At 60.3% G+C, this 23,694-nt stretch carries 36 protein-coding genes; 2 read left to right on the forward strand and 34 right to left on the reverse strand.

Going from position 1 to position 23,694, the window contains the following annotated elements:
• Nucleotides 1-30: 30 nt before the first annotated feature.
• The 3 genes from ccsB to QCE63_RS13885 form a co-directional block, all read right to left on the reverse strand.
• Entirely contained in the window at nucleotides 31-1,233 is a 1,203-nt protein-coding gene (ccsB, locus tag QCE63_RS13875; RefSeq protein ID WP_309833576.1) for a c-type cytochrome biogenesis protein CcsB, read from the reverse strand.
• 4 nt (nucleotides 1,234-1,237) lie between these two features.
• Nucleotides 1,238-3,469: a cytochrome c biogenesis protein ResB gene (locus QCE63_RS13880; protein ID WP_309833577.1), complete on the reverse strand. Its 2,232-nt coding sequence runs from the start codon at nucleotides 3,467-3,469 to the stop codon at nucleotides 1,238-1,240.
• A 212-nt stretch (nucleotides 3,470-3,681) separates the two neighbouring features.
• The gene (locus tag QCE63_RS13885; RefSeq protein WP_309833578.1) at nucleotides 3,682-4,356 is read right to left on the reverse strand and encodes a c-type cytochrome; all 675 of its coding nucleotides are present in this window, start codon (nucleotides 4,354-4,356) and stop codon (nucleotides 3,682-3,684) included.
• Nucleotides 4,357-4,669: 313 nt separating this feature from the next.
• On the opposite strand from QCE63_RS13885, the gene yihA reads away from it, so the two are divergent.
• The gene (gene yihA / locus QCE63_RS13890; protein WP_309833579.1) at nucleotides 4,670-5,332 is read left to right on the forward strand and encodes a ribosome biogenesis GTP-binding protein YihA/YsxC; all 663 of its coding nucleotides are present in this window, start codon (nucleotides 4,670-4,672) and stop codon (nucleotides 5,330-5,332) included.
• Between the two features lie 255 nt (nucleotides 5,333-5,587).
• Nucleotides 5,588-6,586 carry a porphobilinogen synthase gene (gene hemB / locus QCE63_RS13895; RefSeq protein WP_309833581.1) on the forward strand — a complete coding sequence of 333 codons (999 nt, stop codon included), beginning with the start codon at nucleotides 5,588-5,590 and terminating at the stop codon, nucleotides 6,584-6,586.
• Nucleotides 6,587-6,647: 61 nt separating this feature from the next.
• Here hemB and dsbD read toward each other — a convergent pair whose 3' ends face one another.
• The 31 genes from dsbD to rpsJ all read right to left on the reverse strand — a co-directional run bounded on the left by dsbD (nucleotide 6,648) and on the right by rpsJ (nucleotide 23,680).
• A complete protein-coding gene (gene dsbD, locus QCE63_RS13900) occupies nucleotides 6,648-8,477 on the reverse strand; it encodes a protein-disulfide reductase DsbD (protein ID WP_309833583.1) in 1,830 nt (609 codons plus the stop codon).
• Complete coding sequence (gene cutA / locus QCE63_RS13905; RefSeq protein ID WP_309833584.1) at nucleotides 8,470-8,802, reverse strand: divalent-cation tolerance protein CutA; 333 nt, start codon at nucleotides 8,800-8,802, stop codon at nucleotides 8,470-8,472. Before cutA ends, dsbD begins: the two co-directional genes overlap by 8 nt.
• Before the next feature lie 186 nt (nucleotides 8,803-8,988).
• On the reverse strand, nucleotides 8,989-9,384 hold the full coding sequence (gene rplQ, locus QCE63_RS13910) for a 50S ribosomal protein L17 (protein ID WP_309833585.1): 396 nt from the start codon (nucleotides 9,382-9,384) through the stop codon (nucleotides 8,989-8,991).
• A 145-nt stretch (nucleotides 9,385-9,529) separates the two neighbouring features.
• Nucleotides 9,530-10,507: a DNA-directed RNA polymerase subunit alpha gene (locus tag QCE63_RS13915; RefSeq protein ID WP_309833587.1), complete on the reverse strand. Its 978-nt coding sequence runs from the start codon at nucleotides 10,505-10,507 to the stop codon at nucleotides 9,530-9,532.
• A gap of 134 nt (nucleotides 10,508-10,641) precedes the next feature.
• Nucleotides 10,642-11,265 carry a 30S ribosomal protein S4 gene (gene rpsD / locus QCE63_RS13920; RefSeq protein WP_309810351.1) on the reverse strand — a complete coding sequence of 208 codons (624 nt, stop codon included), beginning with the start codon at nucleotides 11,263-11,265 and terminating at the stop codon, nucleotides 10,642-10,644.
• Nucleotides 11,266-11,426: 161 nt separating this feature from the next.
• Nucleotides 11,427-11,831 carry a 30S ribosomal protein S11 gene (gene rpsK, locus QCE63_RS13925; protein WP_006052224.1) on the reverse strand — a complete coding sequence of 135 codons (405 nt, stop codon included), beginning with the start codon at nucleotides 11,829-11,831 and terminating at the stop codon, nucleotides 11,427-11,429.
• Between the two features lie 28 nt (nucleotides 11,832-11,859).
• Nucleotides 11,860-12,225, reverse strand: coding sequence for a 30S ribosomal protein S13 (rpsM, locus tag QCE63_RS13930; protein WP_309833588.1), 366 nt, complete (start codon nucleotides 12,223-12,225; stop codon nucleotides 11,860-11,862).
• 41 nt (nucleotides 12,226-12,266) lie between these two features.
• Nucleotides 12,267-12,383, reverse strand: coding sequence for a 50S ribosomal protein L36 (rpmJ, locus tag QCE63_RS13935; protein WP_004199844.1), 117 nt, complete (start codon nucleotides 12,381-12,383; stop codon nucleotides 12,267-12,269).
• Between the two features lie 20 nt (nucleotides 12,384-12,403).
• Nucleotides 12,404-12,622, reverse strand: a complete 219-nt coding sequence (gene infA / locus QCE63_RS13940; protein WP_049654198.1) for a translation initiation factor IF-1 — start codon at nucleotides 12,620-12,622, stop codon at nucleotides 12,404-12,406.
• 8 nt (nucleotides 12,623-12,630) lie between these two features.
• Nucleotides 12,631-13,977: a preprotein translocase subunit SecY gene (gene secY / locus QCE63_RS13945; protein WP_309833590.1), complete on the reverse strand. Its 1,347-nt coding sequence runs from the start codon at nucleotides 13,975-13,977 to the stop codon at nucleotides 12,631-12,633.
• A 41-nt stretch (nucleotides 13,978-14,018) separates the two neighbouring features.
• Nucleotides 14,019-14,453, reverse strand: a complete 435-nt coding sequence (gene rplO / locus QCE63_RS13950) for a 50S ribosomal protein L15 (protein ID WP_309833592.1) — start codon at nucleotides 14,451-14,453, stop codon at nucleotides 14,019-14,021.
• A 29-nt stretch (nucleotides 14,454-14,482) separates the two neighbouring features.
• Entirely contained in the window at nucleotides 14,483-14,665 is a 183-nt protein-coding gene (gene rpmD / locus QCE63_RS13955; protein WP_187609328.1) for a 50S ribosomal protein L30, read from the reverse strand.
• Nucleotides 14,666-14,675: 10 nt separating this feature from the next.
• Nucleotides 14,676-15,194, reverse strand: coding sequence for a 30S ribosomal protein S5 (gene rpsE / locus QCE63_RS13960; protein ID WP_061170928.1), 519 nt, complete (start codon nucleotides 15,192-15,194; stop codon nucleotides 14,676-14,678).
• A 14-nt stretch (nucleotides 15,195-15,208) separates the two neighbouring features.
• Nucleotides 15,209-15,574: a 50S ribosomal protein L18 gene (gene rplR / locus QCE63_RS13965; protein WP_061179115.1), complete on the reverse strand. Its 366-nt coding sequence runs from the start codon at nucleotides 15,572-15,574 to the stop codon at nucleotides 15,209-15,211.
• A 12-nt stretch (nucleotides 15,575-15,586) separates the two neighbouring features.
• Nucleotides 15,587-16,120 carry a 50S ribosomal protein L6 gene (rplF, locus tag QCE63_RS13970; RefSeq protein WP_309833596.1) on the reverse strand — a complete coding sequence of 178 codons (534 nt, stop codon included), beginning with the start codon at nucleotides 16,118-16,120 and terminating at the stop codon, nucleotides 15,587-15,589.
• Between the two features lie 18 nt (nucleotides 16,121-16,138).
• Nucleotides 16,139-16,534, reverse strand: a complete 396-nt coding sequence (gene rpsH / locus QCE63_RS13975) for a 30S ribosomal protein S8 (protein WP_309833597.1) — start codon at nucleotides 16,532-16,534, stop codon at nucleotides 16,139-16,141.
• 14 nt (nucleotides 16,535-16,548) lie between these two features.
• Entirely contained in the window at nucleotides 16,549-16,854 is a 306-nt protein-coding gene (gene rpsN, locus QCE63_RS13980; protein ID WP_016346471.1) for a 30S ribosomal protein S14, read from the reverse strand.
• Nucleotides 16,855-16,861: 7 nt separating this feature from the next.
• Entirely contained in the window at nucleotides 16,862-17,401 is a 540-nt protein-coding gene (gene rplE / locus QCE63_RS13985) for a 50S ribosomal protein L5 (RefSeq protein ID WP_087049859.1), read from the reverse strand.
• Nucleotides 17,402-17,415: 14 nt separating this feature from the next.
• Nucleotides 17,416-17,724 carry a 50S ribosomal protein L24 gene (rplX, locus tag QCE63_RS13990; protein ID WP_309810373.1) on the reverse strand — a complete coding sequence of 103 codons (309 nt, stop codon included), beginning with the start codon at nucleotides 17,722-17,724 and terminating at the stop codon, nucleotides 17,416-17,418.
• A 9-nt stretch (nucleotides 17,725-17,733) separates the two neighbouring features.
• The gene (gene rplN, locus QCE63_RS13995) at nucleotides 17,734-18,102 is read right to left on the reverse strand and encodes a 50S ribosomal protein L14 (protein ID WP_006998478.1); all 369 of its coding nucleotides are present in this window, start codon (nucleotides 18,100-18,102) and stop codon (nucleotides 17,734-17,736) included.
• Nucleotides 18,103-18,398: 296 nt separating this feature from the next.
• Nucleotides 18,399-18,671, reverse strand: coding sequence for a 30S ribosomal protein S17 (rpsQ, locus tag QCE63_RS14000; protein ID WP_008343854.1), 273 nt, complete (start codon nucleotides 18,669-18,671; stop codon nucleotides 18,399-18,401).
• The gene (rpmC, locus tag QCE63_RS14005) at nucleotides 18,668-18,862 is read right to left on the reverse strand and encodes a 50S ribosomal protein L29 (protein WP_309811713.1); all 195 of its coding nucleotides are present in this window, start codon (nucleotides 18,860-18,862) and stop codon (nucleotides 18,668-18,670) included. Before rpmC ends, rpsQ begins: the two co-directional genes overlap by 4 nt.
• 10 nt (nucleotides 18,863-18,872) lie before the next feature.
• Complete coding sequence (gene rplP, locus QCE63_RS14010; RefSeq protein ID WP_309810379.1) at nucleotides 18,873-19,289, reverse strand: 50S ribosomal protein L16; 417 nt, start codon at nucleotides 19,287-19,289, stop codon at nucleotides 18,873-18,875.
• A 2-nt stretch (nucleotides 19,290-19,291) separates the two neighbouring features.
• On the reverse strand, nucleotides 19,292-20,086 hold the full coding sequence (rpsC, locus tag QCE63_RS14015; protein WP_309833599.1) for a 30S ribosomal protein S3: 795 nt from the start codon (nucleotides 20,084-20,086) through the stop codon (nucleotides 19,292-19,294).
• An 11-nt stretch (nucleotides 20,087-20,097) separates the two neighbouring features.
• On the reverse strand, nucleotides 20,098-20,427 hold the full coding sequence (gene rplV, locus QCE63_RS14020) for a 50S ribosomal protein L22 (protein WP_309833602.1): 330 nt from the start codon (nucleotides 20,425-20,427) through the stop codon (nucleotides 20,098-20,100).
• 12 nt (nucleotides 20,428-20,439) lie between these two features.
• Entirely contained in the window at nucleotides 20,440-20,715 is a 276-nt protein-coding gene (rpsS, locus tag QCE63_RS14025; protein ID WP_035967602.1) for a 30S ribosomal protein S19, read from the reverse strand.
• Between the two features lie 10 nt (nucleotides 20,716-20,725).
• Nucleotides 20,726-21,553 (reverse strand): 50S ribosomal protein L2, encoded by an 828-nt coding sequence (gene rplB / locus QCE63_RS14030; protein WP_309833604.1) that lies wholly within the window; start codon nucleotides 21,551-21,553, stop codon nucleotides 20,726-20,728.
• A gap of 2 nt (nucleotides 21,554-21,555) precedes the next feature.
• Nucleotides 21,556-21,870, reverse strand: a complete 315-nt coding sequence (gene rplW / locus QCE63_RS14035; protein ID WP_035967599.1) for a 50S ribosomal protein L23 — start codon at nucleotides 21,868-21,870, stop codon at nucleotides 21,556-21,558.
• Nucleotides 21,867-22,487 carry a 50S ribosomal protein L4 gene (gene rplD, locus QCE63_RS14040; protein WP_309833606.1) on the reverse strand — a complete coding sequence of 207 codons (621 nt, stop codon included), beginning with the start codon at nucleotides 22,485-22,487 and terminating at the stop codon, nucleotides 21,867-21,869. Before rplD ends, rplW begins: the two co-directional genes overlap by 4 nt.
• Nucleotides 22,487-23,146 (reverse strand): 50S ribosomal protein L3, encoded by a 660-nt coding sequence (gene rplC / locus QCE63_RS14045; RefSeq protein WP_309833607.1) that lies wholly within the window; start codon nucleotides 23,144-23,146, stop codon nucleotides 22,487-22,489. The genes rplD and rplC overlap by 1 nt, the downstream gene beginning before the upstream one ends.
• A 222-nt stretch (nucleotides 23,147-23,368) precedes the next feature.
• Nucleotides 23,369-23,680, reverse strand: a complete 312-nt coding sequence (gene rpsJ, locus QCE63_RS14050) for a 30S ribosomal protein S10 (protein WP_006998489.1) — start codon at nucleotides 23,678-23,680, stop codon at nucleotides 23,369-23,371.
• Nucleotides 23,681-23,694 lie beyond the last annotated feature (14 nt).

Raw genomic sequence — 23,694 nt, forward strand, 5'->3', positions numbered from 1 at the left:
GGTTTTTCTCTCGCTTCACGGCACGACCGATCAGAGCTTGCCGTAGCTGTGCAGGCCGGACAGGAACATGTTCACGCCGAGGAACGCGAACGTCGTGACGACCAGACCCGTCAGCGCCCACCACGCGGCTGCGGCGCCGCGCAGGCCCTTCATCAGGCGCATGTGCAGCCAGGCCGCGTAGTTCAGCCAGACGATCAGCGCCCAGGTTTCCTTCGGGTCCCAGCTCCAGTAGCCGCCCCAGGCTTCCGCGGCCCACAGCGCGCCAAGAATCGTCGCGATGGTGAAGAACGCGAAGCCGACGGCGATCGACTTGTACATCACGTCGTCGAGCACTTCGAGCGGCGGCAGGCGGTCTGCCAGGAAGCCGCGTTGCTTGGCGAGATAGGCCACCGACACCATCGCCGACAGCGCGAAGCTGCCGTAGCCGATGAAGTTCGCCGGCACGTGGATCTTCATCCACCAGCTTTGCAGCGCGGGCACGAGCGGCTGGATCTGCTGCGCGTCGCGGGCGATCGAATACCACATCAGGAAGCCCACCGCCGCGCTGATCACGAGCAGCACGAATGCGCCCATTTGCCGCGTCGAATAATGCTGTTCGTAGTAAAGGTAGAACAGCGCCGTGATCAGGCAGAACAGCACGAACACTTCGTACAGGTTCGAGATGGGAATGTGGCCGACATCCGTGCCGATCAGGTACGACTCGTACCAGCGCACCATCAGCCCGGTGAAGCCCATCAGCACCGCGAACCAGGTCATGCGCGAACCGATCGCGCCGCCCGTCTGCGAGCGCGTCACGAGGCCGATCCAGTAGAACACCGTCGCCAGCACGAACAGCGCGCTCATCCACAGGATCGCCGACTGACTCGACAGGAAATACTTGAGGAAGAAGTTGGTGTCGGCGCGCGCGAGGTCGTGTTGATACAGCTGGATGGAAAACAGCGACATCACCGCGATCATCGCGATCAGCAGACGCACCGGTTTCCAGCGCCAGCCGAGCGTGACGAAGGTCGGCACGGCGGCGACCAGCACCGCCATGTCATACACGTCCATGTGCGCGTGATAGCGGTTCAGCGCGAAACCCGCGCCCGCGACCATGGCGAGCGCAAACAGCCAGTCGATGACGGTGAGCCTGCGGAGAAACGGGCGATCGTCGAAAGCGGCGACATCGGGGAGACCCGAAGCGGGACGATCGGTTTTGAGAGGGGCGTGGGAGGAAGACTGTGTGAGGTCCATGATCTTACCGTGTTGAAACTTCCGAGTTCGATGACTCGGATTGCGAATGCCCGGACGCATCCGATGGCGGGGCCGCGTCAGCCGGCGCGGCGGGTTGGGCGTCGAGCGCGGCGGCAATCCGCGCGCGCGTCTGCACGAATTCCTTCTCGAAGTCGAACGTGCGGCGCGCCGTGGACATCGCCATCAGCACGCTGGCGCCGCCTTGTCCTGAGTCTTTGAGCCAGAACCACAAGCGCCGTTCGCGCACGTAGAACATCGAGAAAATGCCGACTACCAGCAGAAGGCTGCCAAGATACACCAGATTTTTACCCGGCGCGCGCGTCAACTGGAATACCGAAGCTTGCACCTGCTTGAAGGTGTCCAGTTGCAGAAAGACCGGAGAACCGTACAGAAAGCTGTCGGAAAGCGCATTGAGCGAAGACTGTATGAACGCGCTGTTCTTCTCGTCCACTTTCGCGGCGGGCTGGCCGTTCTGCTCGCGCGAAATCTGCCAGACGTCCCACATCGCGCCTTCGAGCATGCGCATTAGCAGGCCCGCGGCTTTCTCTTGTTCGGTCTTCGGCACCGATTTGTCGATGAACCCCGCGATGCTCTGAAAGCCGCCAATCATCTGCGGATTCTCAGCAGCCTTGCCCGATTCATCCGCGCCCGCGAACAGGTTCAGCACGCGAATCGCGCTTTCCTCCAGATGCTTCTGCAACTCGACATTTTCCTGCGGCACCGAACGCAGTGCGAAGCGGTGCGCCGCCTCGGTACGCGTCGCCGGATTCGCGAGCGCCGCGCGCAAGTCCATCCATTGCTTGACCGTGCCCTGCTCGTCGGCGGGAATCCGCAGGTAGCGGAACGGATCGTTCGGGCTCAGACGCATGCCGGCAAGAAACATCTGCTGACCGCTGACATCGACCGGAAGCATGTAGTTGCTGTACTCGCGCGCCTGGCCGTCGGTGCCGCGCACCTTGTATTGCACCGAAGGACCGATGTTGCGCAGGTCGGTCGGCCGGGAAGTCTTCGCGCCGGAACCCAGGCGTTCGTCGAAGGCATCGCGCAAGGTTTCCTTCTTGCCAACGCCACGCGCGTCCGGTGCGCCGTTGCCGTCCGTCATGTTCTCGACGTTGATGGCGCGGAAGTCGGTGAACTCGACCGTTTCGCCCTGGGCGGCCTTGAACTGCGTGCCGATAGGCGCCGTGCCGCCGATCGTACCCGTGAACGGCTCGGTCTTGGCGCTGCTGCCGGTCATCGGCCATGCGGTCATGTCGAGCTTCGAGCCGCCGTCCTGGAAGCTCGACTGGTAGATCGAGATGCCGTCGTAGGTAAAGGGCTTGTTCACTTCGACGCGCGCCGGGATGCGCTTGCCCGTCTTGTGATCGATCACGACGATGTCGCTGGCGAACAGCTTCGGCATGCCGGTCGAGTAGTAATCGACGATGAACTTGTTCAGCTGGATGGAGAACGGCAGGTCCTGGATGACCGAGCCTTCCGGCTGGTTCAGGATGGCCGTGCCGACATACTGCCCTTCCGGCACCCACGCGTAGCCACGGAAGGTCGGGTTCGACGTGGACAGGCGATGCTCGGGGGGAATGTCGTTGATGACGGCGTTGCTGTTGATCGGCGACTTGTTGAACATCCACATTTGCAGGCGGATGGGCAGGTTGCTGTCGAGCAGGCCGCCGAGACAGATCACCACGATCGCGAGGTGCGCTGAAATGTAGCCGATCTTCGTCATCGCGCCGCGCTTGCCGGCGATGAGCGTGGCGCCCGTGTCGGTCTGGCGCGTGACGGTGCGGTAGCCCATCTTCGCCGAGAGGCGTTCGAGCGTGGCCGCGGTGTGCGCGCGATCCGCGGACACCGCGAATTCGCCCTTGTGATGAAACGCGCGCAGGCCGCCTTCATGTACGCGATCTTTCCAGCTCTTGAGGTCCGCAATCATCTTCGGGCCGTTGCGGATCACGCACAGCGACACCGAGATCACGAGGAAGATCAGGATCAGCATGAACCACCATGCGCTGTACACGGTGTAGATGCTGAGGCCGCGGAAGATGTCCGCCCAGAACGGACCGAACTGATTGACGTAGTTGGGATACGGGTCGTCCTGCGTGAGCACGGTGCCGATGATGCTCGCGATGGCCAGGATGACCAGCAAGGCGATGGCGAAGCGCATCGAACTCACGAGTTCGACGAAATGCCTGACGGCGCGGCGACTCGACTTCGACTGCATTCCCGATGTGGTGACGCTCATTCAAACTCCGGCTGGACAGCAAAAAAGGGTGGAGACGCTGACGGTCGATCCGACCGACGTCCCACCCTTTTTCTTGTTTTCGCGCCGGTCTTCTCGGACGTGTCCGGGACCGGCTTCGTAGTATGGGCGATTCCCGTTATGCGCGCTGGGAACCGCTGGACGCTGACTGCTGCGTTTTTATAGTGCGCTGGTTGTGCTACTGCTCATCGCGATCAATGCAACCCGGCGATATAGTCGGCTACTGCCTTCATCTCCGCTTCATTCAGGCGCGAGGAGATCTGGTGCATGGGCTCGCTGTTGGCGCGTTGTCCCGATGCGAACGCATTCAACTGCGCAACCGTGTAATCGCCCCACTGCCACGACAGCCGCGGATACTGCACCGGAATGCCCATGCCCGTGGCGCCGTGACACGCGGCGCAGGCCGGTACGCCCTTGTCCGCAATACCGCCGCGATAGATCTTCTGACCCAGCGCGACATCGTTCTTGTCTCGCGCGTAATTGGGCTTGGCCTTCTGTTGCGAGAAGTAGGCTGCGACGTTCAACATGTCCTGATCCGACAGCGCGCCCGCTATGCCCGCCATGATCGGATTGTTACGCGCCGGCGCCTTTGCGCCCGGCTGCGTCTTGTAATCCTTCAACTGCTTGACGATGTACTCGGCGTGCTGCCCCGCGAGCTTCGGGAACGCCGCGCCGGCGCTGTTGCCGTCTGCCCCGTGACATGCCGCGCACACCTGCGTGGCGATGGCCTGCCCCCTCGTGGCATCCGGCTTGGCCGGCTGCGCGGGCTCGGCCGCGTTCACTGACATCGATACCGCCAGACCACTCAAACCTGCACCGAAAGCCGCCGCTGCCCGAATCACCACCAGAGACCTGTACAGTCGGTTCATTCGCGTACCCTGTTTTTCGTCTTGTGAGAATGTGAGGTTCTGCAAAAAACGACGGCGATCAATGGTCGCCGCAAGAGTCCCGAACTCGCCGAACGATGAGGCGCCAGAACGCCTCCAATGTGTCTCGCTCCGATCCCATACAAAGCTGTGGGTGCCGCTTGCGGCTTGGGTCTTGCGTGCCCGTGCTGATCTTCAAAAATCCGTCGTATTGTACAATAACCCGCTGCACGCAAAGACGCCAGTCGGGGCATGCCCAGTATTTGCCGGGTTCTCAAGGCTTTGGTTTTCGCAGCTTCTTCGATGGAACCCGCCCATGTCATTCCTGCTTCACCAATCCCGCTTCTTCACCACCGTCAATCATCTGCGCGATCTGCCGCCCACGCCGCAGCCCGAAATCGCCTTCGGCGGACGCTCGAACGCCGGGAAATCGACGGCCATCAACATCCTGTGCAACCAGAAGCGGCTCGCCTTCGCGAGCAAGACGCCCGGGCGCACGCAGCATATCAATTACTTCGCCATCGGGCCGCAGGACGCGCCGGCCGCCTATCTGGTCGATCTTCCCGGCTACGGTTATGCCGAAGTGCCCGGTGCCGCGAAGGAACACTGGCAGCGTCTGCTTTCCACCTATCTGCAGAGCCGCGCGCAGCTGCGCGGCATGATCCTGATGATGGACTCGCGCCGGCCGTTGACCGAGCTGGATCGCATCATGATCGACTGGTTTGCGCCCACCGGAAAGCCGATCCACGCCCTGCTCACGAAATGCGACAAATTGACGCGACAGGAGATGATCAACACGCTGCGCGCGACCAAGAAATCATTCGCGGAGTATCGGGACGCAGGGTATCGCGGCGAGTTGAGCGTCCAGTTGTTCTCCGCGCTCAAGCGCACCGGCCTCGATGAAGCGCATGAACTGATCGAAAGCTGGCTGACGCCCAAGGAAGCGGGCGAGAACGCGCAGGAAAGCACGCCTGAATGAAGGATCGGCAGCACGCCGGAACATAAAAAAACCCGCCGCATGACGGCGGGTTAACAGCCTGATCGAATTCCGACAGGCGCCCGCTCAGGGAGGAGAAGCGGGGAGTCCAGCGACAAGCGCCTCGCTCGATCGGTATGATATACCATCGACCAGGAACGGTTTCAGACCTGCCCAAGTGCTTGTTTGACAAGGATTTACACGTTTTCGAAGTCGCTTTTTGGCATCCTCTGCAGATCACTCACTCGAGTCAAGAACATGAGCTTCTATCCCCATCATCGCCCGCGCCGCATGCGCCGCGATGACTTCTCGCGCCGTTTGATGCGCGAGAACATCCTCACCACGAACGACCTCATCTATCCCGTTTTCATCGTTGAAGGCGCGAACGAGCGTCAGGCCGTGCCGTCGATGCCGGGCGTCGAACGCACGTCCGTCGACCTGCTGATGAAGGTCGCGGAGCAATGCGTCGAACTGGGCGTGCCAGTGCTTTCGCTGTTTCCGGCGATCGAGCCGTCGCTCAAGACGCCCGACGGCCGCGAAGCCACCAATCCCGAAGGTCTGATCCCGCGCGCCGTCCGCGAGCTGAAAAAGAACTTCCCGATGCTCGGCGTGCTCACCGACGTCGCGCTGGACCCGTACACGAGCCACGGCCAGGACGGCGTGCTCGACGAAGAAGGCTATGTGAAGAACGACGAGACCAGCGAGATTCTCGTCGAGCAGGCGCGCACGCAGGCTGAGGCGGGCGTGGACATCGTGGCGCCGTCGGACATGATGGACGGCCGGATCGGCGCGATTCGCGAGATGCTCGAAAGCGATGGCCACATTCACACGCGCATCATGGCCTACGCGGCGAAGTACGCGTCGGCGTTCTATGGTCCGTTCCGTGATGCCGTCGGCTCGGCGGCGAATCTCGGCAAGAGCAACAAGATGACGTATCAGATGGATCCGGCCAACACCGACGAAGCCATGCGCGAAGTGCGCATGGACATCGAGGAAGGCGCGGACATGGTGATGGTCAAGCCGGGCATGCCGTATCTGGATATCGTGCGGCGCGTGAAGGACGAGTTCCGCTTCCCGACGTATGCGTATCAGGTGAGCGGCGAGTACGCGATGATCAAGGCCGCCGCGCAGAACGGCTGGATCGACCACGACAAGGTGATGATGGAAGCACTGCTCGCGTTCAAGCGCGCAGGCGCCGATGGCGTGCTGACCTACTTCGCGCTCGATGCGGCGAGGATTCTGCGGGCATCGAAATAACGCTGACGCTGTGCTGACGCGATGAACGAAGGGCGATGCTTGACGGCATCGCCCTTCTTTTTTAACCGTTTGTCGGAGCGAGCTTGTCGAGACTCTTCAGGAACGTGTCCGCCGATTCGTAGCCAACCACGCGTGCGACTTCGTTGCCTTGTGCGTCGAAGAAGATGATGCCCGGTGGCCCGAACAGACCGAAGCGCTTGAGCAGGGTCTGATCGTCGGCGTTGTTGGCGGTCACGTCGGCCCGCAGCAGATTGAGCTGTGCGAGGCGCGCCTGCACGCGGGCATCGGAGAAGGTCAGCTTCTCCATTTCCTTGCAGGACACGCACCAGTCGGCATAGAAATCGAGCATGGCGGGCCGCGCCGCCGCTTTCACCGCCGTGTCCAGTTGCGCCGACGAACGCACGGGCGCGAAGACCGGTCCTGGCGTCTGGGCGCTCGCTGCCGCTGAAGCGTCGCCTCGCGCGGCCAGTACGGCGAGCGGGCGCAAGGGATCGGTCGAACCGGCGGCGAGCCCCACGATCAGCGAGGCTGCCCAGATCGCCAACGCCGCGCCCAGGCCGCGTCCGAGTCGCTTCCAGATGCCGATAGGCGCGCTTCCGCCCGGTGAAAACAGTCCGAGCGCCGCCGCCGCAATCAACAGCCACAATGCGGCCAGCAGCATCTGCACGGAACCGCCGAGCACCGGCCAGACGATCCACAGCGCAGCCGCCAGCAGCACGACACCGAAGAACACCTTCACGCCGTCCATCCAGACGCCGGCGCGCGGCAGGATGGAACCCGCGCCGAGCCCGATCACGAGCAAGGGCACGCCGAGCCCGATGCCCATCGCGAACAGCGCCGCGCCGCCGAGCAGCGCGTTGCCCGTATGCGCGATGAAGGCGAGCACGGCGAACAACGGCGCCGTCATGCACGCGCCGACGACCAGCGCCGACAGCGCGCCCATGACCGCCACGGCGGCGAACTTGCCGCCGCTGCGCTTTTGCGACGCCTGATTCACGCCGCTCTGCCAGCGTTCGGGCAGCGCGATGTCCATTCCGGAGATGAGCGCCACGGCAAAGGCCGCGAGCAGCACGCCAAACGCGCCGAGCACCCATGGATTTTGCAGCCACGCGCCGAGACCTTGGCCGACCAGCGCGGCCGCGATGCCGAGCACGGTATAGACGAGCGCCATGCCGATCACATACGACACCGACAGCGTGAATCCGCGCGTCCGCGTTACGCGCGCGCCCTCGCCGACGATGATCGCGGAGAGGATCGGGATCATTGGATACGAGCACGGCAGGAGGCTCAGCACCGTGCCCGCCAAGAAGTACAAGCCGACGACCGTGAAGAAGCCGCCGCCCTCCAGCATGGACTGCGCATAGTCGGCGCTTGTCGCGCGTTCGAACCACGACGTGTGGGTGTCCGTGGACGGTGTGCTAACCGTTGCGACCGGCTGGAGAGCATCGCCCTTCACGCGATACGTCTTCTCCATCGGCGGATAACAAATGCCCTGGTCCGCGCATCCCTGTGAAGTCACTGCGAGTTCGAATGGCGCCTTCGCTTGCGTGACGGGAATGCGGATCAACAACTCGCCGCGATAGGTCTCGACGTCCTTGTTGAACGTCTGATCGAAGTGGACTTTTCCTGGCGGCAGTTGTGCTGCGCCGATGGTCGCGCCGCCGCTCTTCACTGCGAACGCGAACCGCTCGCGATACATGTAGTAGCCGTCCGCGATCTTGTAGCGCACGTCAACCTCACCGGGCTTTTCAGACGCGCTGAACTTGAAGGCGACGGAGGGATCGAGGAAGTCGTCGGCGGCGTGAGCGCCTGCCGACAGCAACACGAACGCGGTGAGAAGCAGGAACGCGGCGAGGATCCGGCGCGCGACAAAACGAGGAAGCTCAAACATGAATAGGGCGCTGCGTTTCTGCGGTGACCCAATGGCCATAATCCGGCGATGCATCCACCTGCCAGATGAGGATTTCGGGTGTTTCATAAGGATGTCGGGCGCTCACGAAGCGCTGCAGTTCGTCCGCCCGCGCGACGCTCGTCTTGAACAGCAACTGAACCTCGTGCGCGGTTTCCAACGCACCCTTCCAATGATAGTGCGAGGCCACGGCGCCCAGGTTCGTCACGCACGCCGCGAGGCGCGCTTCGAGCGCTGCTTGCGCGAGCGTGTCCGCGGCGGCTGCATCGGGCAGCGTGGACAGCATCAACACAACGGGAACGTTCACTCGGCAACTCCAGGACGGCGGCGCGGCATCTTGCGTATCGTAGCATCGAGGGGGAAGGCTCACCTCGAACGTCCGGCGCGCTGAAACGCCGCAGCCGGAAGGAAGCAGCCCCGAAGGACGCCGCCGAAAAGCAAAAAGGCCAAGCTGCGAGCCTGGCCTTTTCGTGAATACATGCTGCAGCGAAACTTATTCGGCTTCTTGCACGTCGTCCGCTTCTTCGACTTCCGGACGATCCATCAGCTGGACCAGTGCCATCGGTGCGTTGTCGCCGACGCGGAAACCGAACTTCAGGATGCTGAGGTAGCCGCCCGGACGGCTTGCGTAGCGCGGGCCGAGCACGTCGAACAGCTTCGTGACCGAATCGCGATCGCGCAGGCGATTGAACGCCAGGCGACGGTTCGCAAGCGACGGCTTCTTGCCCAGCGTGATGAGGGGCTCGACGACCTTGCGCAGTTCCTTGGCCTTCGGGAGCGTCGTCTTGATGACTTCGTGCTCGATGAGCGAATTCGACATATTGCGGAGCATTGCCAGACGATGGCTGCTCGTGCGGTTCAGTTTCCGCAGACCATGCTTATGACGCATTTGAGTTCCTTAACGAGTTTAGAGCCAGCTCTTCTATTGCGCCCCGAGAAATCGAATGGGGTGCACGGGCCGGTCGAACAAAAAAGCAAGACGCGGATTTTAAAGGAAATCCGCGTCCTTGCCAGTAACGCTTGAGACTTCGTTCTTACTTGTCGAGACCAGCCGGCGGCCAGTTTTCGAGCTTCATGCCGAGCGTCAGACCACGCGAAGCCAGAACTTCCTTGATTTCGTTCAGCGACTTGCGGCCCAGGTTCGGCGTCTTCAGCAGCTCGTTTTCCGTGCGCTGGATCAGGTCGCCGATGTAGTAGATGTTCTCGGCCTTGAGGCAGTTCGCCGAACGAACCGTGAGTTCGAGGTCGTCGACCGGACGCAGCAGGATCGGATCGATCTGCGGTGCACGCGACGGTGCTTCCGCAGCCGCTTCCGTGCCTTCCAGCGCGGCGAACACCGACAGCTGATCGACCAGAATGCGGGCCGACTGGCGGATCGCTTCTTCCGGCGAGATCACGCCATTGGTTTCGATGTTCATGACGAGCTTGTCGAGGTCGGTACGCTGCTCGACACGCGCGCTTTCCACTGCGTAGCTCACGCGGCGAACCGGCGAGAACGAAGCGTCCAGCACAATGCGGCCGATGATCTTGGCCGACTCTTCGCCGTAGCGGCGCACGTTGCCCGGCACATACCCGCGGCCCTTCTCGATCTTGATCTGCACGTCGAGCTTGCCGCCCTTCGAAAGGTGCGCAATCACGTGCCCGGGATTGATGACCTCGCAGTCGTGCGCGAGCTCGATGTCCCCGGCCGTAACAAGGCCTTCGCCTTCCTTGCGCAGCGTGACCGTGACTTCGTCGCGGTTATGCAGCTTGAAGACCACACCCTTCAGGTTCAACAGCAGGTTGACCACATCCTCTTGCACACCGTCGAGCGTCGAGTATTCGTGCACGACGCCTGCGATCGTCACTTCGGTCGGCGCGTAGCCGATCATCGACGACAGCAGCACACGCCGAAGCGCATTACCCAAGGTGTGGCCATAGCCGCGTTCGAACGGCTCCATAACCACTTTCGCGTGGTTCTCACCAAGCGATTCAACTGCAATGATCTTGGGCTTCAACAAACTGGTTTGCATAGGTTTTCCTTTTCAATACCCTCGGCTCGTTACACCGATAAGGCTGACCGGTGACAACCTGAAAATAAACAGCCGAGGCCACCTCTTGCCACGAGCAATCAGGCTCCCCGGCTGTCCATCCGTTACCGCCGCGATTAACGCGAATACAATTCGACGATCAGGCTTTCGTTGATGTCACCGGCGATGTCGCTACGCTCGGGCATCGACTTGAACGTGCCTTCGAACTTCTTTGCATCGACCGAGACCCAGCTCGCCATACCGCCTTGCTCTGCAAGCGAGAGGGCTTCGACGATACGGGCCTGCTTGCGCGATTGTTCGCGCACGGACACGACGTCGCCCGACTTGACTTGCAGCGACGGGATGTTGGCGACCTGGCCGTTCACCATGATCGACTTGTGGCTGACGAGCTGACGTGCTTCTGCGCGCGTCGAGCCGAAGCCCATGCGATACACCACGTTATCGAGACGCGACTCGAGCAACTGCAGCAGGTTTTCGCCCGTCGGGCCCTTGCGGCGATCGGCTTCAGCGAAGTAGCGGCGGAACTGACGTTCCAGCACGCCGTAAATACGCTTCACTTTCTGCTTTTCGCGCAACTGGGTGCCGTAGTCGGACGTACGCGCGCCCGAGGTGCGGCCATGCTGGCCGGGCTTGCTGTCGAGCTTGCACTTGTCGGCGAGCGAACGGCGTGCGCTCTTCAGGAACAGATCAGTGCCTTCACGGCGGGACAGCTTGGCTTTGGGACCGGTATAGCGTGCCACTTTGCATCCTTAAAAATTGATCACGCAGACGTCAGTTGCAACGTCCATCTGCGCTAGTCCGAACCCTTTGGGTCGAACGGTGGGCTTAGTCAAAACTTCATAACGCACGAAACCCGCCGATACTCGCGCATCGACAGGAAACATGCGGTCGCGTCGTCGACTTAGATACGACGGCGCTTCGGCGGACGGCAACCGTTGTGCGGAACCGGCGTCACATCGGAGATCGCGGTGATCTTGATGCCAAGACCATGCAACGCGCGCACCGCCGATTCACGGCCAGGACCGGGGCCCTTGATCCGCACTTCGAGATTCTTCACGCCGTATTCCATTGCCACACGGCCTGCCGATTCGGCTGCGACCTGGGCTGCAAACGGGGTCGATTTACGCGAACCCTTGAAGCCCTGACCACCGGAGGTTGCCCATGCCAGCGCATTACCTTGACGGTCGGTGATCGTGATAATGGTGTTGTTGAACGACGCGTGAACGTGAACCACGCCCTCGGCGACGTTCTTCTTGACCTTCTTGCGAACGCGTTGCGCCGCGGAGTTGTTCGAAGCCTTAGCCATTACGTTTTCCTGTAACTGTCAGTTCCGCTTACTTCTTCAGCGATTGCGCTGCACGACGCGGACCCTTGCGCGTACGGGCATTCGTGCGCGTACGCTGGCCACGCAGGGGCAGACCCTTGCGATGGCGCATGCCGCGGTAGCAACCCAAGTCCATCAGGCGCTTGATGTTCATCGTCACTTCACGACGCAGGTCGCCTTCGACGATGAACTTGCCCACTTCGTCACGCAGCTTTTCGAGGTCTGCGTCAGTGAGGTCCTTGACCTTCTTCGAAAATTCAACACCAGCGGAGGTGCAGATGCCACGCGAACGCGTGCGACCGATGCCGAAGATTGCCGTCAGGCCGATCTCGGTATGCTGGTGATTCGGGATGTTAACCCCTGCGATACGAGCCATTGTTTTTCCTCAAACAAAAAGCGCAAGCAAAAGCGCGGCGTTCAGCCTTGACGCTGTTTGTGGCGCGGATCAGAGCTGCAAATCACGCGCACAACGCCCTTGCGCTTGATGATCTTGCAATTGCGGCAAATGCGCTTAACCGATGCCATCACTTTCATGATATTACCCTTTTTTCAAATCACTTCGCCCGGAACACGATCCGTGCACGAGACAGATCGTAAGGCGTCAATTCAACCGTAACCTTGTCGCCCGGAAGAATGCGGATGTAGTGCATCCGCATTCTTCCGGAAATATGACCCAAGACGACATGGCCATTTTCCAATTTCACCCGGAAAGTAGCGTTGGGGAGGTTTTCGATGACCTCACCCTGCATCTGGATAACATCGTCTTTGGCCATGGTCCAAATCAACGCATCGGGACGTTGCCACCCTTGAAGTTCGCCTTCTTGAGCAGCGATTCATATTGTTGCGACATAACGTACGACTGCACCTGAGCCATGAAGTCCATCGTGACGACGACAATGATCAGCAGCGACGTTCCACCAAAATAAAACGGCACGTTCCAGCGCAACACCAGAAACTCAGGCAGCAGGCACACGAATACGATGTAGATCGCGCCCGCCAGCGTCAGACGCGTGAGGATGCGGTCGATATATCGTGCAGTCTGATCGCCCGGACGGATACCCGGAACGAATGCACCGCTTTTCTTCAAGTTGTCAGCGGTCTCCCGGCTGTTGAACACCAGAGCGGTGTAGAAGAAGCAGAAGAAGACGATCGCCAACGCATACAGCAGCACATACACAGGTTGACCAGGCTTCAGGGCCTCGGCCACGTTGTGCAACGTGTTCGCGAACCAGCCGGTGCGCGAACCCGAACTGAACCAGTTCAGGATGGTTGCCGGGAAGAGGATGATCGACGACGCAAAGATCGGCGGAATCACACCCGACATGTTCAATTTCAGCGGCAGATGGGACGACTGTCCGCCGTAAATCTTGTTACCGACCTGGCGCTTCGCATAGTTCACGAGGATCTTGCGCTGACCGCGTTCGATGAACACGACCAGATACGTGACCGCCGCGATCAGCACGACGATGATGATCGCCGAGATGATGCTCATCGAACCGGTGCGAACCAGCTCGAACAAGCCACCGATTGCGTTCGGGAAACCCGCCGCAATACCGCCGAAGATGATGATCGAAATACCGTTGCCAAGACCGCGTTCCGTGATCTGCTCACCGAGCCACATCAGGAACATCGTGCCCGTCACCAGCGTGACGACCGTCGTCAGCCTAAACACCATGCCCGGGTCGAGTACCAGGCCCGGCTGATTTTCCAGCGCAACCGCGATACCGAACGCCTGGAAGGTCGCGAGCACCACGGTGAAGATCCGCGTGTACTGCGTAATCTTCCGTTGCCCCGCCTGCCCTTCCTTCTTCAGCGCCTCCATCTGCGGCGAAACGATCGACAGCAACTGCATGATGATCGACGACGAGATGTAGGGCATGATGCCCAACGCAAAGATCGTGAACCGTGACAGCGCGCCACCCGAGAACATGTTGAACATGCCGAGGATGCCGCCTGACTGGCTTTGGAACAACTTCGCCAGTTGGTCCGGATCGATGCCAGGAACCGGAATATGCGCACCAATGCGGTAGACGATCAACGCCAGCAGCAGGAACACTGCCCGCCGGCGCAAATCGCCAAATTTCGCCGCGCTTCGACCGGTTTTTGCGAGACTCGGGCTGTTAGCCAAGAACCTTCTCCGATGCTAGTGCCAGTAAAGGCGAAAGCGCGTTACTCGGCGAACGAGCCGCCAGCGGCTTCGATTGCAGCGCGAGCGCCCTTCGTTGCCATCAGGCCCTTCACCGTAACCTTGCGGGTGATCTCGCCGGTCTTGATGATCTTCGCGCTCTTGATGAGCTCGCCGAGCAGACCTGCTTGCTTCAGCGCCAGAAGATCGATTTCGTCGACCGGCAGCTTTTCGAGATCGGTGAGGCGCACTTCACCGACGAATTCCTTCGTCAGCGAGGTGAAGCCACGCTTCGGCAAACGGCGTTGCAGAGGCATCTGACCGCCTTCGAAGCCGACCTTGTGAAAGCCGCCCGAACGCGATTTCTGACCCTTGTGGCCGCGACCTGCCGTCTTGCCCAGGCCCGAACCGATGCCGCGACCGACGCGACGCTTTGCGTTCTTCGCGCCTGCTGCCGGCTTCAGGTTATTCAATTCCATGTTCAACTCCTTGGATCCGTAGGTCGCGCTCAGGCGATGACCTTAACGAGGTACGAGACCTTGTTGATCATCCCGCGCACTGCCGGCGTGTCCTGCAACTCGGAAACCGAGTTCAGGCGACGCAGGCCGAGGCCACGCACCGTAGCGCGGTGCGTTTCGCGGGTCCCGATCAGGCTCTTCACGAGCTGAACCTTGACAGTTTTATCAGACATGGTGACCACCTTAGCCCAGAATGTCTTCGACGGACTTACCGCGCTTCGCCGCAATGTCAGCCGGCGTGGACTGCTTGCGCAGACCGTCCAGCGTTGCACGAACGAGGTTGTACGGGTTCGTCGAACCGTGGCTCTTGGCCACGACGTTTTGCACGCCCATCACGTCGAACACTGCGCGCATCGGGCCACCAGCGATCACGCCAGTACCGTCCTTCGCCGGAGCGAGGAGGACTGCCGAGGCGCCGTGCTTGCCGTGCACTTCGTGTTGCAGCGTGCCGTTCTTCAGGGGCACCTTGAACATGTTTCGGCGGGCTTGTTCCATTGCCTTCTGAACGGCAACCGGAACTTCCTTTGCCTTGCCCTTGCCCATGCCGACGCGGCCATCACCGTCGCCAACCACGGTCAGTGCGGCGAAGCCGAGAATCCGGCCACCCTTCACGACCTTGGTCACGCGGTTGACCGAAATCATTTTTTCGCGCAGGCCGTCGTCGCGTTCGTCAGCCTGAACTTTCGCTTGCATCTTTGCCATGACGAATTCTTCCCTTAGAACTTGAGCCCGGCTTCACGCGCCGCATCAGCCAGCGCCTTCACGCGGCCGTGGTAGCGGAAACCCGAGCGGTCAAAGGCGACGGATTCGATGCCGGCTGCCTTGGCCTTTTCGGCGATACGCTTGCCGATCAAGGTCGCGGCGTTGACGTTGCCGCCCTTGCCCGACTTGTCGGCCAGTTCGGCACGCACTTCAGCTTCCAGCGTCGAGGCGCTTGCCACGACCTTCGTGCCGCATGCCGAGAACACTTGCGCGTAGATATGCGTGTTCGTGCGATGCACGGCCAGACGCGGAACCTGCAGCTCAGCGATCTTGACACGCGTCTGACGAGCGCGGCGCAGGCGAGATTGAGTCTTATCCATGATTGCGCACCCTTACTTCTTCTTCGTTTCTTTGAGGATCACGACCTCGTCGGAATAGCGCACGCCCTTGCCTTTGTAAGGCTCCGGCGGACGATATCCGCGCACTTCCGCCGCGGTCTGTCCGACTTTCTGCTTGTCGATCCCCTTGATCACGATTTCGGTCTGCGACGGGGTCTCGGCCTTGACGCCTTCCGGCATCTGGTGCACCACGGGGTGCGAGAAACCCAGCGACAGGTTCAGCTTGTCGCCTTGCGCTTGCGCACGATAACCGACGCCAACCAGCGTCAGCTTGCGCTCGAAACCCTTGGTGACGCCCTGCACCATGTTCGCCACCAGGGCGCGCATCGTGCCGGACATCGCGTTTGCTTCGCGGCTCTCGTTCGTCGGAGCGAGTTGCAGCGTGCCGTTCTCGTTCGTCAGGCTCACCAGCTTGTTGGCCGGCTGCGAAACGGTACCGAGCGGGCCCTTAACGGTGATGACGTCGCCCTTGACGGCCACTTCGGTGCCTTGCGGCAGCACGATCGGGCTCTTACCTACTCGAGACATGTTTCTTCTCCTTAGGCGTTAAGCGACGTAGCAGATGACTTCGCCGCCGACGCCGGTCTGGCGCGCCTTGCGGTCGGTCATCACACCCTTCGGCGTCGACACGATTGCAACACCGAGGCCGTTCATGACCTGCGGAATGTCGTTGCGACCGCGGTACACGCGCAGGCCAGGCTTCGAAACGCGCTCGAGGCGTTCGATGACCGGGCGACCAGCGTAGTACTTCAACGCGATATTCAATTCGATTTTCGCGCCTTCAGCCTTCACCGCGAAATCGTCGATATAACCTTCGTCCTTCAAAACCTGCGCAATCGCAACCTTGACTTTCGACGAGGGCATAGTCACCGAAACCTTCTCAACCATCTGCGCATTGCGGATGCGAGTCAGCATATCGGCGATAGGATCACTCATGCTCATTTATGTTTCTCCTATTACCAGCTCGCCTTGGTCAGGCCAGGGATTTCGCCGCGGAAAGCGATTTCACGAATCTTGCCGCGTGCGAGTCCGAACTTACGGAACGTGCCACGCGGACGACCCGTGATCGCGCAGCGGTTACGCTTGCGAGTGGGGTTCGAATTACGCGGCAGTTGTTGCAGCGCCAGACGTGCAAAGTAACGCTCTTCGTCCGACTTGCTTGCGTCGTCGATCACAGCCTTCAGCTCAGCACGCTTCGGAGCGTACTTGGCTGCCAGGCGCGCGCGCTTCTTTTCACGTTCGATCAGTGCCAGTTTAGCCACGGTAACCTCAGTTTCTGAACGGGAACTTGAAGCCGGCGAGCAGCGCCTTTGCTTCATCGTCAGTCTTCGCGGTAGTCGTGATGCTGATGTTCAGCCCACGCAGCGCGTCGATCTTGTCGTAGTCGATTTCGGGGAAAATGATCTGCTCTTTCACACCGATGTTGTAGTTGCCACGACCGTCGAATGCACGGCCCGACACGCCACGGAAGTCGCGCACACGGGGCAGCGCAACGGTCACGAAACGGTCGAGGAATTCGTACATCGCTTGGCCGCGCAGCGTGACCATCGCGCCGATCGGGTAGCCCTGACGAATCTTGAAGCCTGCGATTGCCTTGCGCGCCTTCGTGATGACCGGCTTCTGGCCGGCAATCTTCGTCAGGTCGCCCACGGCGTTTTCGATGATCTTCTTGTCAGCGACGGCTTCGCCAAGGCCCATGTTCAGGGTGATCTTGGTGATGCGCGGCACTTCCATGATGGACTTGTAGCCGAACTTTTCCACCAGTTGCGGCACAACCTTTTCTTTGTAAATCTCTTGCAGACGAGCCATTTTTTAACTCCGCGTCAGGCGTTGAGCGTGGCGCCCGTCGACTTCAAGAAGCGAACCTTCTTGCCGTCTTCGACCTTGATGCCTACGCGTGACGCCTTGCCATTCGCGTCGATTAGAGCGACGTTCGAAATATGCAGCGGCATCGACTTGGCTTCCACGCCGCCCGTCGTTCCCTTCATCGGGTTCGGCTTCACGTGCTTCTTGACGAGATTGATGCCCTCGACGGTGACACGGTCTTCCGCAACGACCAGCACGGTACCGCGCTTGCCCTTGTCTTTGCCAGCTGTGACGATGACTTCGTCACCCTTGCGAATCTTGTTCATCGCGACTCCTTACAGCACTTCCGGCGCGAGCGAAACGATCTTCATGAATCGTTCGCTACGCAGTTCACGCGTAACCGGCCCGAAAATACGCGTTCCGATCGGCTCGAGCTTCGTGTTCAGCAGAACGGCGGCATTGCCGTCGAACTTGATGAGCGAGCCATCCTGGCGACGCACGCCCTTGGCCGTACGAACGACCACGGCGTTATAGATTTCGCCCTTTTTCACGCGTCCGCGCGGCGTCGCTTCCTTGACGGTCACCTTGATGATGTCGCCAATGCTTGCGTAACGACGCTTCGAGCCGCCGAGCACCTTGATGCACATGACTTCACGCGCACCCGTGTTGTCGGCCACTTCAAGCCGAGTTTCGGTCTGGATCATGGTTTATCTTTCCCAACTTAATCCGATTGCACCACCATGGCGCAGCCGGTCAGTCTTGGTCCCGTCAGCCAAATGGCTGCTTGGGTTAGAACAGGCAGCAACGGCAGACGAAACCCGCCATCGCAATCCGGTGAATCTGTCGACTCAGGCTGGCGCCCAAGCCGGCTTCCCCCACCAATTTCGCCCGCGACGGGGCTCCCACAAAGAGGGAAGACCGAGATTATAACAAACAATCTCGGTCTTGCAAGCGAAACTTACTGCGATACAACTAATTACAGCATCGCCGAGAATCGGCTTCAGATCACGCGAGCGGCTTCAACCAGCTTCGACACAACCCAGGCCTTCGTCTTCGAAATCGGACGAGTTTCCTGGATTTCGACGAGATCGCCTTCGTTGTACGTGTTCGCGTCATCATGCGCGTGGTATTTCTTGGAGCGCACGACGTACTTGCCGTAGATCGGATGCTTCACGCGGTGCTCGACCAGCACGGTAACCGTCTTGTCCATCTTGTTGCTGACGACCTTGCCGACCAGAGTCCGCTTGAGCGAGGTTTTTACGCTGTCGTTCATTTCTGGTTCGCCTTCTCAGTCATGACGGTGCGCACACGCGCGATGTCGCGACGGACCTTCTTCAGCTGGCTCGTGTTGGTGAGCTGCTGGGTCGCGAGTTGCATGCGCAGGCCGAATTGCGCCTTCAGCAGGTCCGACAGCTCTTTGTTGAGCGCGGCCTGGTCTTTCTGGTGAAGTTCAGATGCCTTCATCATTTACTCCTTAGGCGCCGAGCTGACGCACGACGAAGTACGTCTTGAGCGGCAGCTTGGCTGCAGCCAGACGGAACGCTTCGCGCGCCAGTTCTTCGGTGACACCGTCCATTTCGTACAGCATCTTGCCCGGTTGAATTTCAGCGACGTAGTACTCCGGGTTACCCTTACCGTTACCCATACGCACTTCGGCCGGCTTTTGCGAAATCGGCTTGTCCGGGAAAATACGGATCCAGATCCGGCCACCACGCTTGATGTGACGCGTCATCGCACGACGCGCAGCTTCGATCTGACGGGCGGTCAAACGGCCGCGACCGATAGCCTTCAGACCGAATTCACCAAACGACACTGCGTTGCCGCGCGTCGCCTTGCCGGTGTTACGACCCTTCTGCTCTTTGCGATACTTTCTGCGTTTCGGTTGCAGCATCGTTATTCTCCAGTCTTCGCGTCACCGCCAGCGCGACGGGGTGCACCGCGACGCGCGCCAGCCGGAGCGCCTTCACCGTCACGGCGCGGACGGCGGTCGCCACCCGGACGTGCGTTGCGGCGCGGACGCTTTTCTTCCGCCGCTTCTTCCACGACCGGCGCTTCGTTGCGGCCCAAGGTGTCGCCCTTGTAGACCCACACCTTCACGCCGATGATGCCGTACGTCGTCTTCGCTTCCGACGTTGCGTAGTCGATATCCGCACGCAGCGTATGGAGGGGCACGCGACCTTCGCGATACCACTCGGTACGAGCGATTTCGATACCGTTCAGACGACCCGCGCTCATGATCTTGATGCCCTGGGCACCGAGACGCATCGCGTTCTGCATCGCGCGCTTCATCGCGCGGCGGAACATGATCCGGCGCTCGAGCTGTTGCGTGATCGAATCAGCGATGAGCTGAGCATCCGTCTCCGGCTTGCGGATTTCTTCGATGTTGACGTGAACCGGAACGCCCATGCGCTTTTGCAGCTCGGACTTCAGCAGTTCGATGTCTTCACCCTTCTTACCGATGACGACGCCCGGACGCGAGCTGTAAATCGTGATGCGCGCATTCTTCGCCGGACGCTCGATGACGACGCGGCCGACCGAAGCGTTCTTCAGCTTCTTCTTCAGATATTCACGAACACCGATGTCTTCCTGCAACATCGCCGCGAAATTGTTGTTATTCGCGTACCAGCGCGAAGCCCAATTGCGGCTGACGGCCAAACGGAAGCCAGTCGGATGAATTTTCTGTCCCATCGTATGGCTCCTTAATTCCCGACCGTCACAGTGATGTGACAGGATTGCTTCTCGATGCGATTACCGCGACCCTTAGCGCGTGCGGTGAAACGCTTTAGCGAAGCAGCCTTGTCGACGAAGATGCTCGTGATCTTGAGCTCGTCGATATCAGCGCCTTCGTTGTGTTCCGCATTCGCGATCGCAGACAGCACGACCTTCTTGACGATACCCGCCGCCTTCTTCGGCGAGAACGTCAGAACGTTCAGCGCCTTGTCGACCGGCAGACCACGGATCTGGTCAGCCACAAGGCGCGTTTTCTGCGCCGAGATGCGGGCACCGCGATGAATTGCCTTCACTTCCATCTTGATAGCCCCTTATTTCTTGGCCTTCTTGTCGGCTGCGTGACCCTTGAACGTACGGGTCAGTGCGAACTCGCCAAGCTTGTGGCCGACCATGTTTTCCGTGACATACACCGGAACGTGTTGACGGCCGTTGTGAACAGCGATCGTCAGACCGATGAAGTCCGGCAGAATCGTCGAACGACGCGACCAGGTCTTGATCGGCTTCTTGTCACGCGTCGATGCAGCCGACTCAACCTTCTTCAGCAAATGAGCGTCGCAGAACGGACCTTTTTTAGCAGAACGTGTCATTGCCTACTCCTTAACGCTTGTGACGGCGCTGGACGATCATCGTCGTCGTGCGCTTGTTGCTACGGGTGCGATAGCCCTTCGTCGGCGTACCCCACGGGCTCACCGGATCGCGACCTGCAGCCGTCTTGCCTTCACCACCGCCGTGCGGGTGATCGACCGGGTTCATTGCAACGCCGCGCACCGTCGGACGGATACCGCGCCAGCGGTTCGCGCCTGCCTTGCCGATTTGACGGAGGCTGTGCTCTTCGTTGCCCACTTCACCGATCGTCGCGCGGCACTCGACGTGCACGCGGCGGATTTCGCCCGAGCGCAGACGCACTTGTGCGTACACGCCTTCACGAGCCAGCAGCATGGCCGACGTACCAGCCGAACGCGCCATCTGCGCGCCCTTGCCCGGCAGCATTTCGATGCAGTGAATCGTCGTACCGACCGGGATGTTGCGGATCGGCAGGGTGTTACCCGCGCGGATCGGCGCTTCCGAACCGGACATCAGCTGCGTGCCGACCGCCACGCCCTTCGGCGCGATGATGTAGCGACGCTCGCCGTCTGCGTACAGAACCAGCGCAATGTTTGCGCTACGGTTCGGGTCGTACTCGAGACGCTCGACCTTTGCCGCGATGCCGTCCTTGTTGCGACGGAAATCGACGATACGGTATTGCTGCTTGTGACCACCGCCCTGGTGACGCGTGGTGATACGGCCGTTGTTGTTACGGCCCGCCGACTTGGATTGCGAGTCGAGCAGCGCTGCGTGCGGCTTGCCCTTATGCAGATCCTTGTTGACGATCTTGACCATCGCGCGGCGACCCGGCGAGGTCGGCTTAACTTTCACGATTGCCATGATTACTTGGCCTCCGCTTCAAAGTTGATTTCCTGGCCGGGCTTCAGGCAGACGTACGCCTTCTTCACGTCCTTGCGCTTGCCGTTGAAACGGCCAAAGCGCTTTGCCTTGCCTTTCGTGACGAGCACATTGACGGAATTGACTTCGACCTTGAACAGCAGCTCGACAGCAGCCTTGACTTCCTGCTTCGTGGCGTCCGGTGCGACTTCGAACACGACTTGTTCGTTCTTGTCGGCAACCAGCGTCGCCTTTTCGGAGATCACCGGCGCGAGCAGAACTTGCATCAAACGATGATCGTTTTTGCGAACTTCGCTCATGACAGCAACTCCTCGATCTGAGCGACCGCAGCCTTCGTGATCAGGATCTTCTTGAAGTAGATCAGCGAAAGCGGGTCGGCGTAACGCGGCTCGACAACGGCCACGTGGGCCAGGTTGCGCGACGCGAGGTACAGGTTCTCGTCGACCGTATCGGTAATGACCAACACGGAATCGAGACCCATGGCCTTGAATTTTTCGGCCAGCAGCTTCGTCTTCGGCGCTTCGAGCGTGAACTCTTCAACCACCGAGATACGGCCTTCGCGAGCCAACTGCGAGAAGATCGAGCGCAGACCTGCGCGATGCATCTTCTTGTTGACCTTGTGCGAGAAGTTTTCTTCCGGCGAGTTCGGGAAGATACGGCCACCGCCGCGCCACAACGGGCTCGACGACATACCGGCACGAGCGCGCCCCGTACCCTTTTGACGCCACGGCTTCTTCGTGGTGTGCTTGACCTGCTCGCGGTCCTTCTGCGCGCGGTTGCCGCTGCGTGCGTTCGCCTGATAGGCGACGACGACCTGGTGAATCAGGGCTTCGTTGTAATCGCGACCGAACACGACGTCCGATGCGTTCACGCCAGCGCCTTCCTGACCATTGGCATTCAGGAGCTTAAGTTCCATTATTTCGCTCCTTTCACAGCGCGCGTCTTGACGGCCGGGGTCACGAAGACCTTGCCGCCCTTCGCACCCGGAACAGCGCCGCGGACGAGCAGCAGGCTGCGCTCGGCGTCGATGCGGGCGATTTCGAGGTTTTGAACCGTGACGGTGTCGTCACCGAGGTGACCCGTCATGCGCTTGCCCGGGAATACACGACCCGGATCCTGCGCCATACCGATCGAACCCGGAACGTTGTGCGAACGCGAGTTACCGTGCGATGCACGGCCGGATGCGAAGTTGTAGCGCTTGATCGTGCCGGCGTAGCCCTTACCGATCGACGTGCCTTGCACATCAACCTTCTGGCCCACTTCAAAAATATCCGCTGCGATGACAGCGCCATTCGACAGTTCACCTGCCTTGGCTGCATCGACGGGGAATTCCTTGAGGATTTCACCGGCTTGAACGCCGGCTTTGGCGAGGTGACCCGCCAACGGCCTCGTCACGCGCGATGCGCGGCGAGTACCGAATGCAACCTGAACGGCGGTATAACCATCCGTTTCAACGGTCTTGATCTGCGTCACGCGGTTGTCCGACACGTCCAGCACGGTGACGGGGATCGAGTCCCCTTCAGGCGTGAAGATACGGGTCATACCAACCTTGCGACCTACGAGTCCAAGGCTCATCGTTTTCTCCATTCCCAACTGCGATTGGTCGGGGCTGATTTACAAGTGCCGCCTGCGTCACGGAAGACTGGAGCGGCTTTTCAAACGCATTTTTCGTGCGGATAGGCGCGAAAAGCCTTGGAGTATAACAAGGCATTTCGATTCCCGCAAGCAATTCAAAGACTTAGCTCCGTCTCGGCGGCCTTTTTCAGATGACAACGCGCCGCCGGAGCTTTTTAAGACTTACTGCAGCTTGATTTCGACGTCGACGCCAGCGGGAAGGTCGAGCTTCATCAGTGCGTCGACGGTCTTGTCCGTCGGATCGACGATGTCCATCAGGCGCTGGTGCGTACGGATTTCGAGCTGGTCGCGCGACGTCTTGTTGACGTGCGGCGAACGCAGGATGTCAAAACGTTGAATGCGCGTCGGCAGCGGCACCGGGCCACGGACGATTGCGCCAGTCCGCTTCGCCGTATCGACGATTTCGGCTGCCGATTGATCGATCAGGCGATAGTCGAAAGCCTTCAAGCGAATGCGGATTTTTTGGTTCTGCATGACAATTCCTTGGA

The organism is Caballeronia sp. LZ065, from assembly GCF_031450975.1.
GTDB lineage: Bacteria > Pseudomonadota > Gammaproteobacteria > Burkholderiales > Burkholderiaceae > Caballeronia.

Bases quoted from the DNA above. Each gene is read 5' to 3' on its own strand.
- ccsB (WP_309833576.1), bottom strand. From the start codon at position 1,233: ATGGACCTCACACAGTCTTCCTCCCACGCCCCTCTCAAAACCGATCGT.
- QCE63_RS13880 (WP_309833577.1), bottom strand. From the start codon at position 3,469: ATGAGCGTCACCACATCGGGAATGCAGTCGAAGTCGAGTCGCCGCGCC.
- QCE63_RS13885 (WP_309833578.1), bottom strand. From the start codon at position 4,356: ATGAACCGACTGTACAGGTCTCTGGTGGTGATTCGGGCAGCGGCGGCT.
- yihA (WP_309833579.1), top strand. From the start codon at position 4,670: ATGTCATTCCTGCTTCACCAATCCCGCTTCTTCACCACCGTCAATCAT.
- hemB (WP_309833581.1), top strand. From the start codon at position 5,588: ATGAGCTTCTATCCCCATCATCGCCCGCGCCGCATGCGCCGCGATGAC.
- dsbD (WP_309833583.1), bottom strand. From the start codon at position 8,477: ATGTTTGAGCTTCCTCGTTTTGTCGCGCGCCGGATCCTCGCCGCGTTC.
- rplQ (WP_309833585.1), bottom strand. From the start codon at position 9,384: ATGCGTCATAAGCATGGTCTGCGGAAACTGAACCGCACGAGCAGCCAT.
- QCE63_RS13915 (WP_309833587.1), bottom strand. From the start codon at position 10,507: ATGCAAACCAGTTTGTTGAAGCCCAAGATCATTGCAGTTGAATCGCTT.
- rpsK (WP_006052224.1), bottom strand. From the start codon at position 11,831: ATGGCTAAGGCTTCGAACAACTCCGCGGCGCAACGCGTTCGCAAGAAG.
- rpsM (WP_309833588.1), bottom strand. From the start codon at position 12,225: ATGGCTCGTATCGCAGGGGTTAACATCCCGAATCACCAGCATACCGAG.
- rpmJ (WP_004199844.1), bottom strand. From the start codon at position 12,383: ATGAAAGTGATGGCATCGGTTAAGCGCATTTGCCGCAATTGCAAGATC.
- infA (WP_049654198.1), bottom strand. From the start codon at position 12,622: ATGGCCAAAGACGATGTTATCCAGATGCAGGGTGAGGTCATCGAAAAC.
- rplO (WP_309833592.1), bottom strand. From the start codon at position 14,453: ATGGAATTGAATAACCTGAAGCCGGCAGCAGGCGCGAAGAACGCAAAG.
- rpmD (WP_187609328.1), bottom strand. From the start codon at position 14,665: ATGTCTGATAAAACTGTCAAGGTTCAGCTCGTGAAGAGCCTGATCGGG.
- rpsE (WP_061170928.1), bottom strand. From the start codon at position 15,194: ATGGCAAAGATGCAAGCGAAAGTTCAGGCTGACGAACGCGACGACGGC.
- rplR (WP_061179115.1), bottom strand. From the start codon at position 15,574: ATGGATAAGACTCAATCTCGCCTGCGCCGCGCTCGTCAGACGCGTGTC.
- rplF (WP_309833596.1), bottom strand. From the start codon at position 16,120: ATGTCTCGAGTAGGTAAGAGCCCGATCGTGCTGCCGCAAGGCACCGAA.
- rpsH (WP_309833597.1), bottom strand. From the start codon at position 16,534: ATGAGCATGAGTGATCCTATCGCCGATATGCTGACTCGCATCCGCAAT.
- rplE (WP_087049859.1), bottom strand. From the start codon at position 17,401: ATGGCTCGTCTGCAAGAGATTTACAAAGAAAAGGTTGTGCCGCAACTG.
- rplX (WP_309810373.1), bottom strand. From the start codon at position 17,724: ATGAACAAGATTCGCAAGGGTGACGAAGTCATCGTCACAGCTGGCAAA.
- rplN (WP_006998478.1), bottom strand. From the start codon at position 18,102: ATGATCCAGACCGAAACTCGGCTTGAAGTGGCCGACAACACGGGTGCG.
- rpsQ (WP_008343854.1), bottom strand. From the start codon at position 18,671: ATGAACGACAGCGTAAAAACCTCGCTCAAGCGGACTCTGGTCGGCAAG.
- rpmC (WP_309811713.1), bottom strand. From the start codon at position 18,862: ATGAAGGCATCTGAACTTCACCAGAAAGACCAGGCCGCGCTCAACAAA.
- rplP (WP_309810379.1), bottom strand. From the start codon at position 19,289: ATGCTGCAACCGAAACGCAGAAAGTATCGCAAAGAGCAGAAGGGTCGT.
- rpsC (WP_309833599.1), bottom strand. From the start codon at position 20,086: ATGGGACAGAAAATTCATCCGACTGGCTTCCGTTTGGCCGTCAGCCGC.
- rplV (WP_309833602.1), bottom strand. From the start codon at position 20,427: ATGGAAGTGAAGGCAATTCATCGCGGTGCCCGCATCTCGGCGCAGAAA.
- rpsS (WP_035967602.1), bottom strand. From the start codon at position 20,715: ATGACACGTTCTGCTAAAAAAGGTCCGTTCTGCGACGCTCATTTGCTG.
- rplB (WP_309833604.1), bottom strand. From the start codon at position 21,553: ATGGCAATCGTGAAAGTTAAGCCGACCTCGCCGGGTCGCCGCGCGATG.
- rplW (WP_035967599.1), bottom strand. From the start codon at position 21,870: ATGAGCGAAGTTCGCAAAAACGATCATCGTTTGATGCAAGTTCTGCTC.
- rplD (WP_309833606.1), bottom strand. From the start codon at position 22,487: ATGGAACTTAAGCTCCTGAATGCCAATGGTCAGGAAGGCGCTGGCGTG.
- rplC (WP_309833607.1), bottom strand. From the start codon at position 23,146: ATGAGCCTTGGACTCGTAGGTCGCAAGGTTGGTATGACCCGTATCTTC.
- rpsJ (WP_006998489.1), bottom strand. From the start codon at position 23,680: ATGCAGAACCAAAAAATCCGCATTCGCTTGAAGGCTTTCGACTATCGC.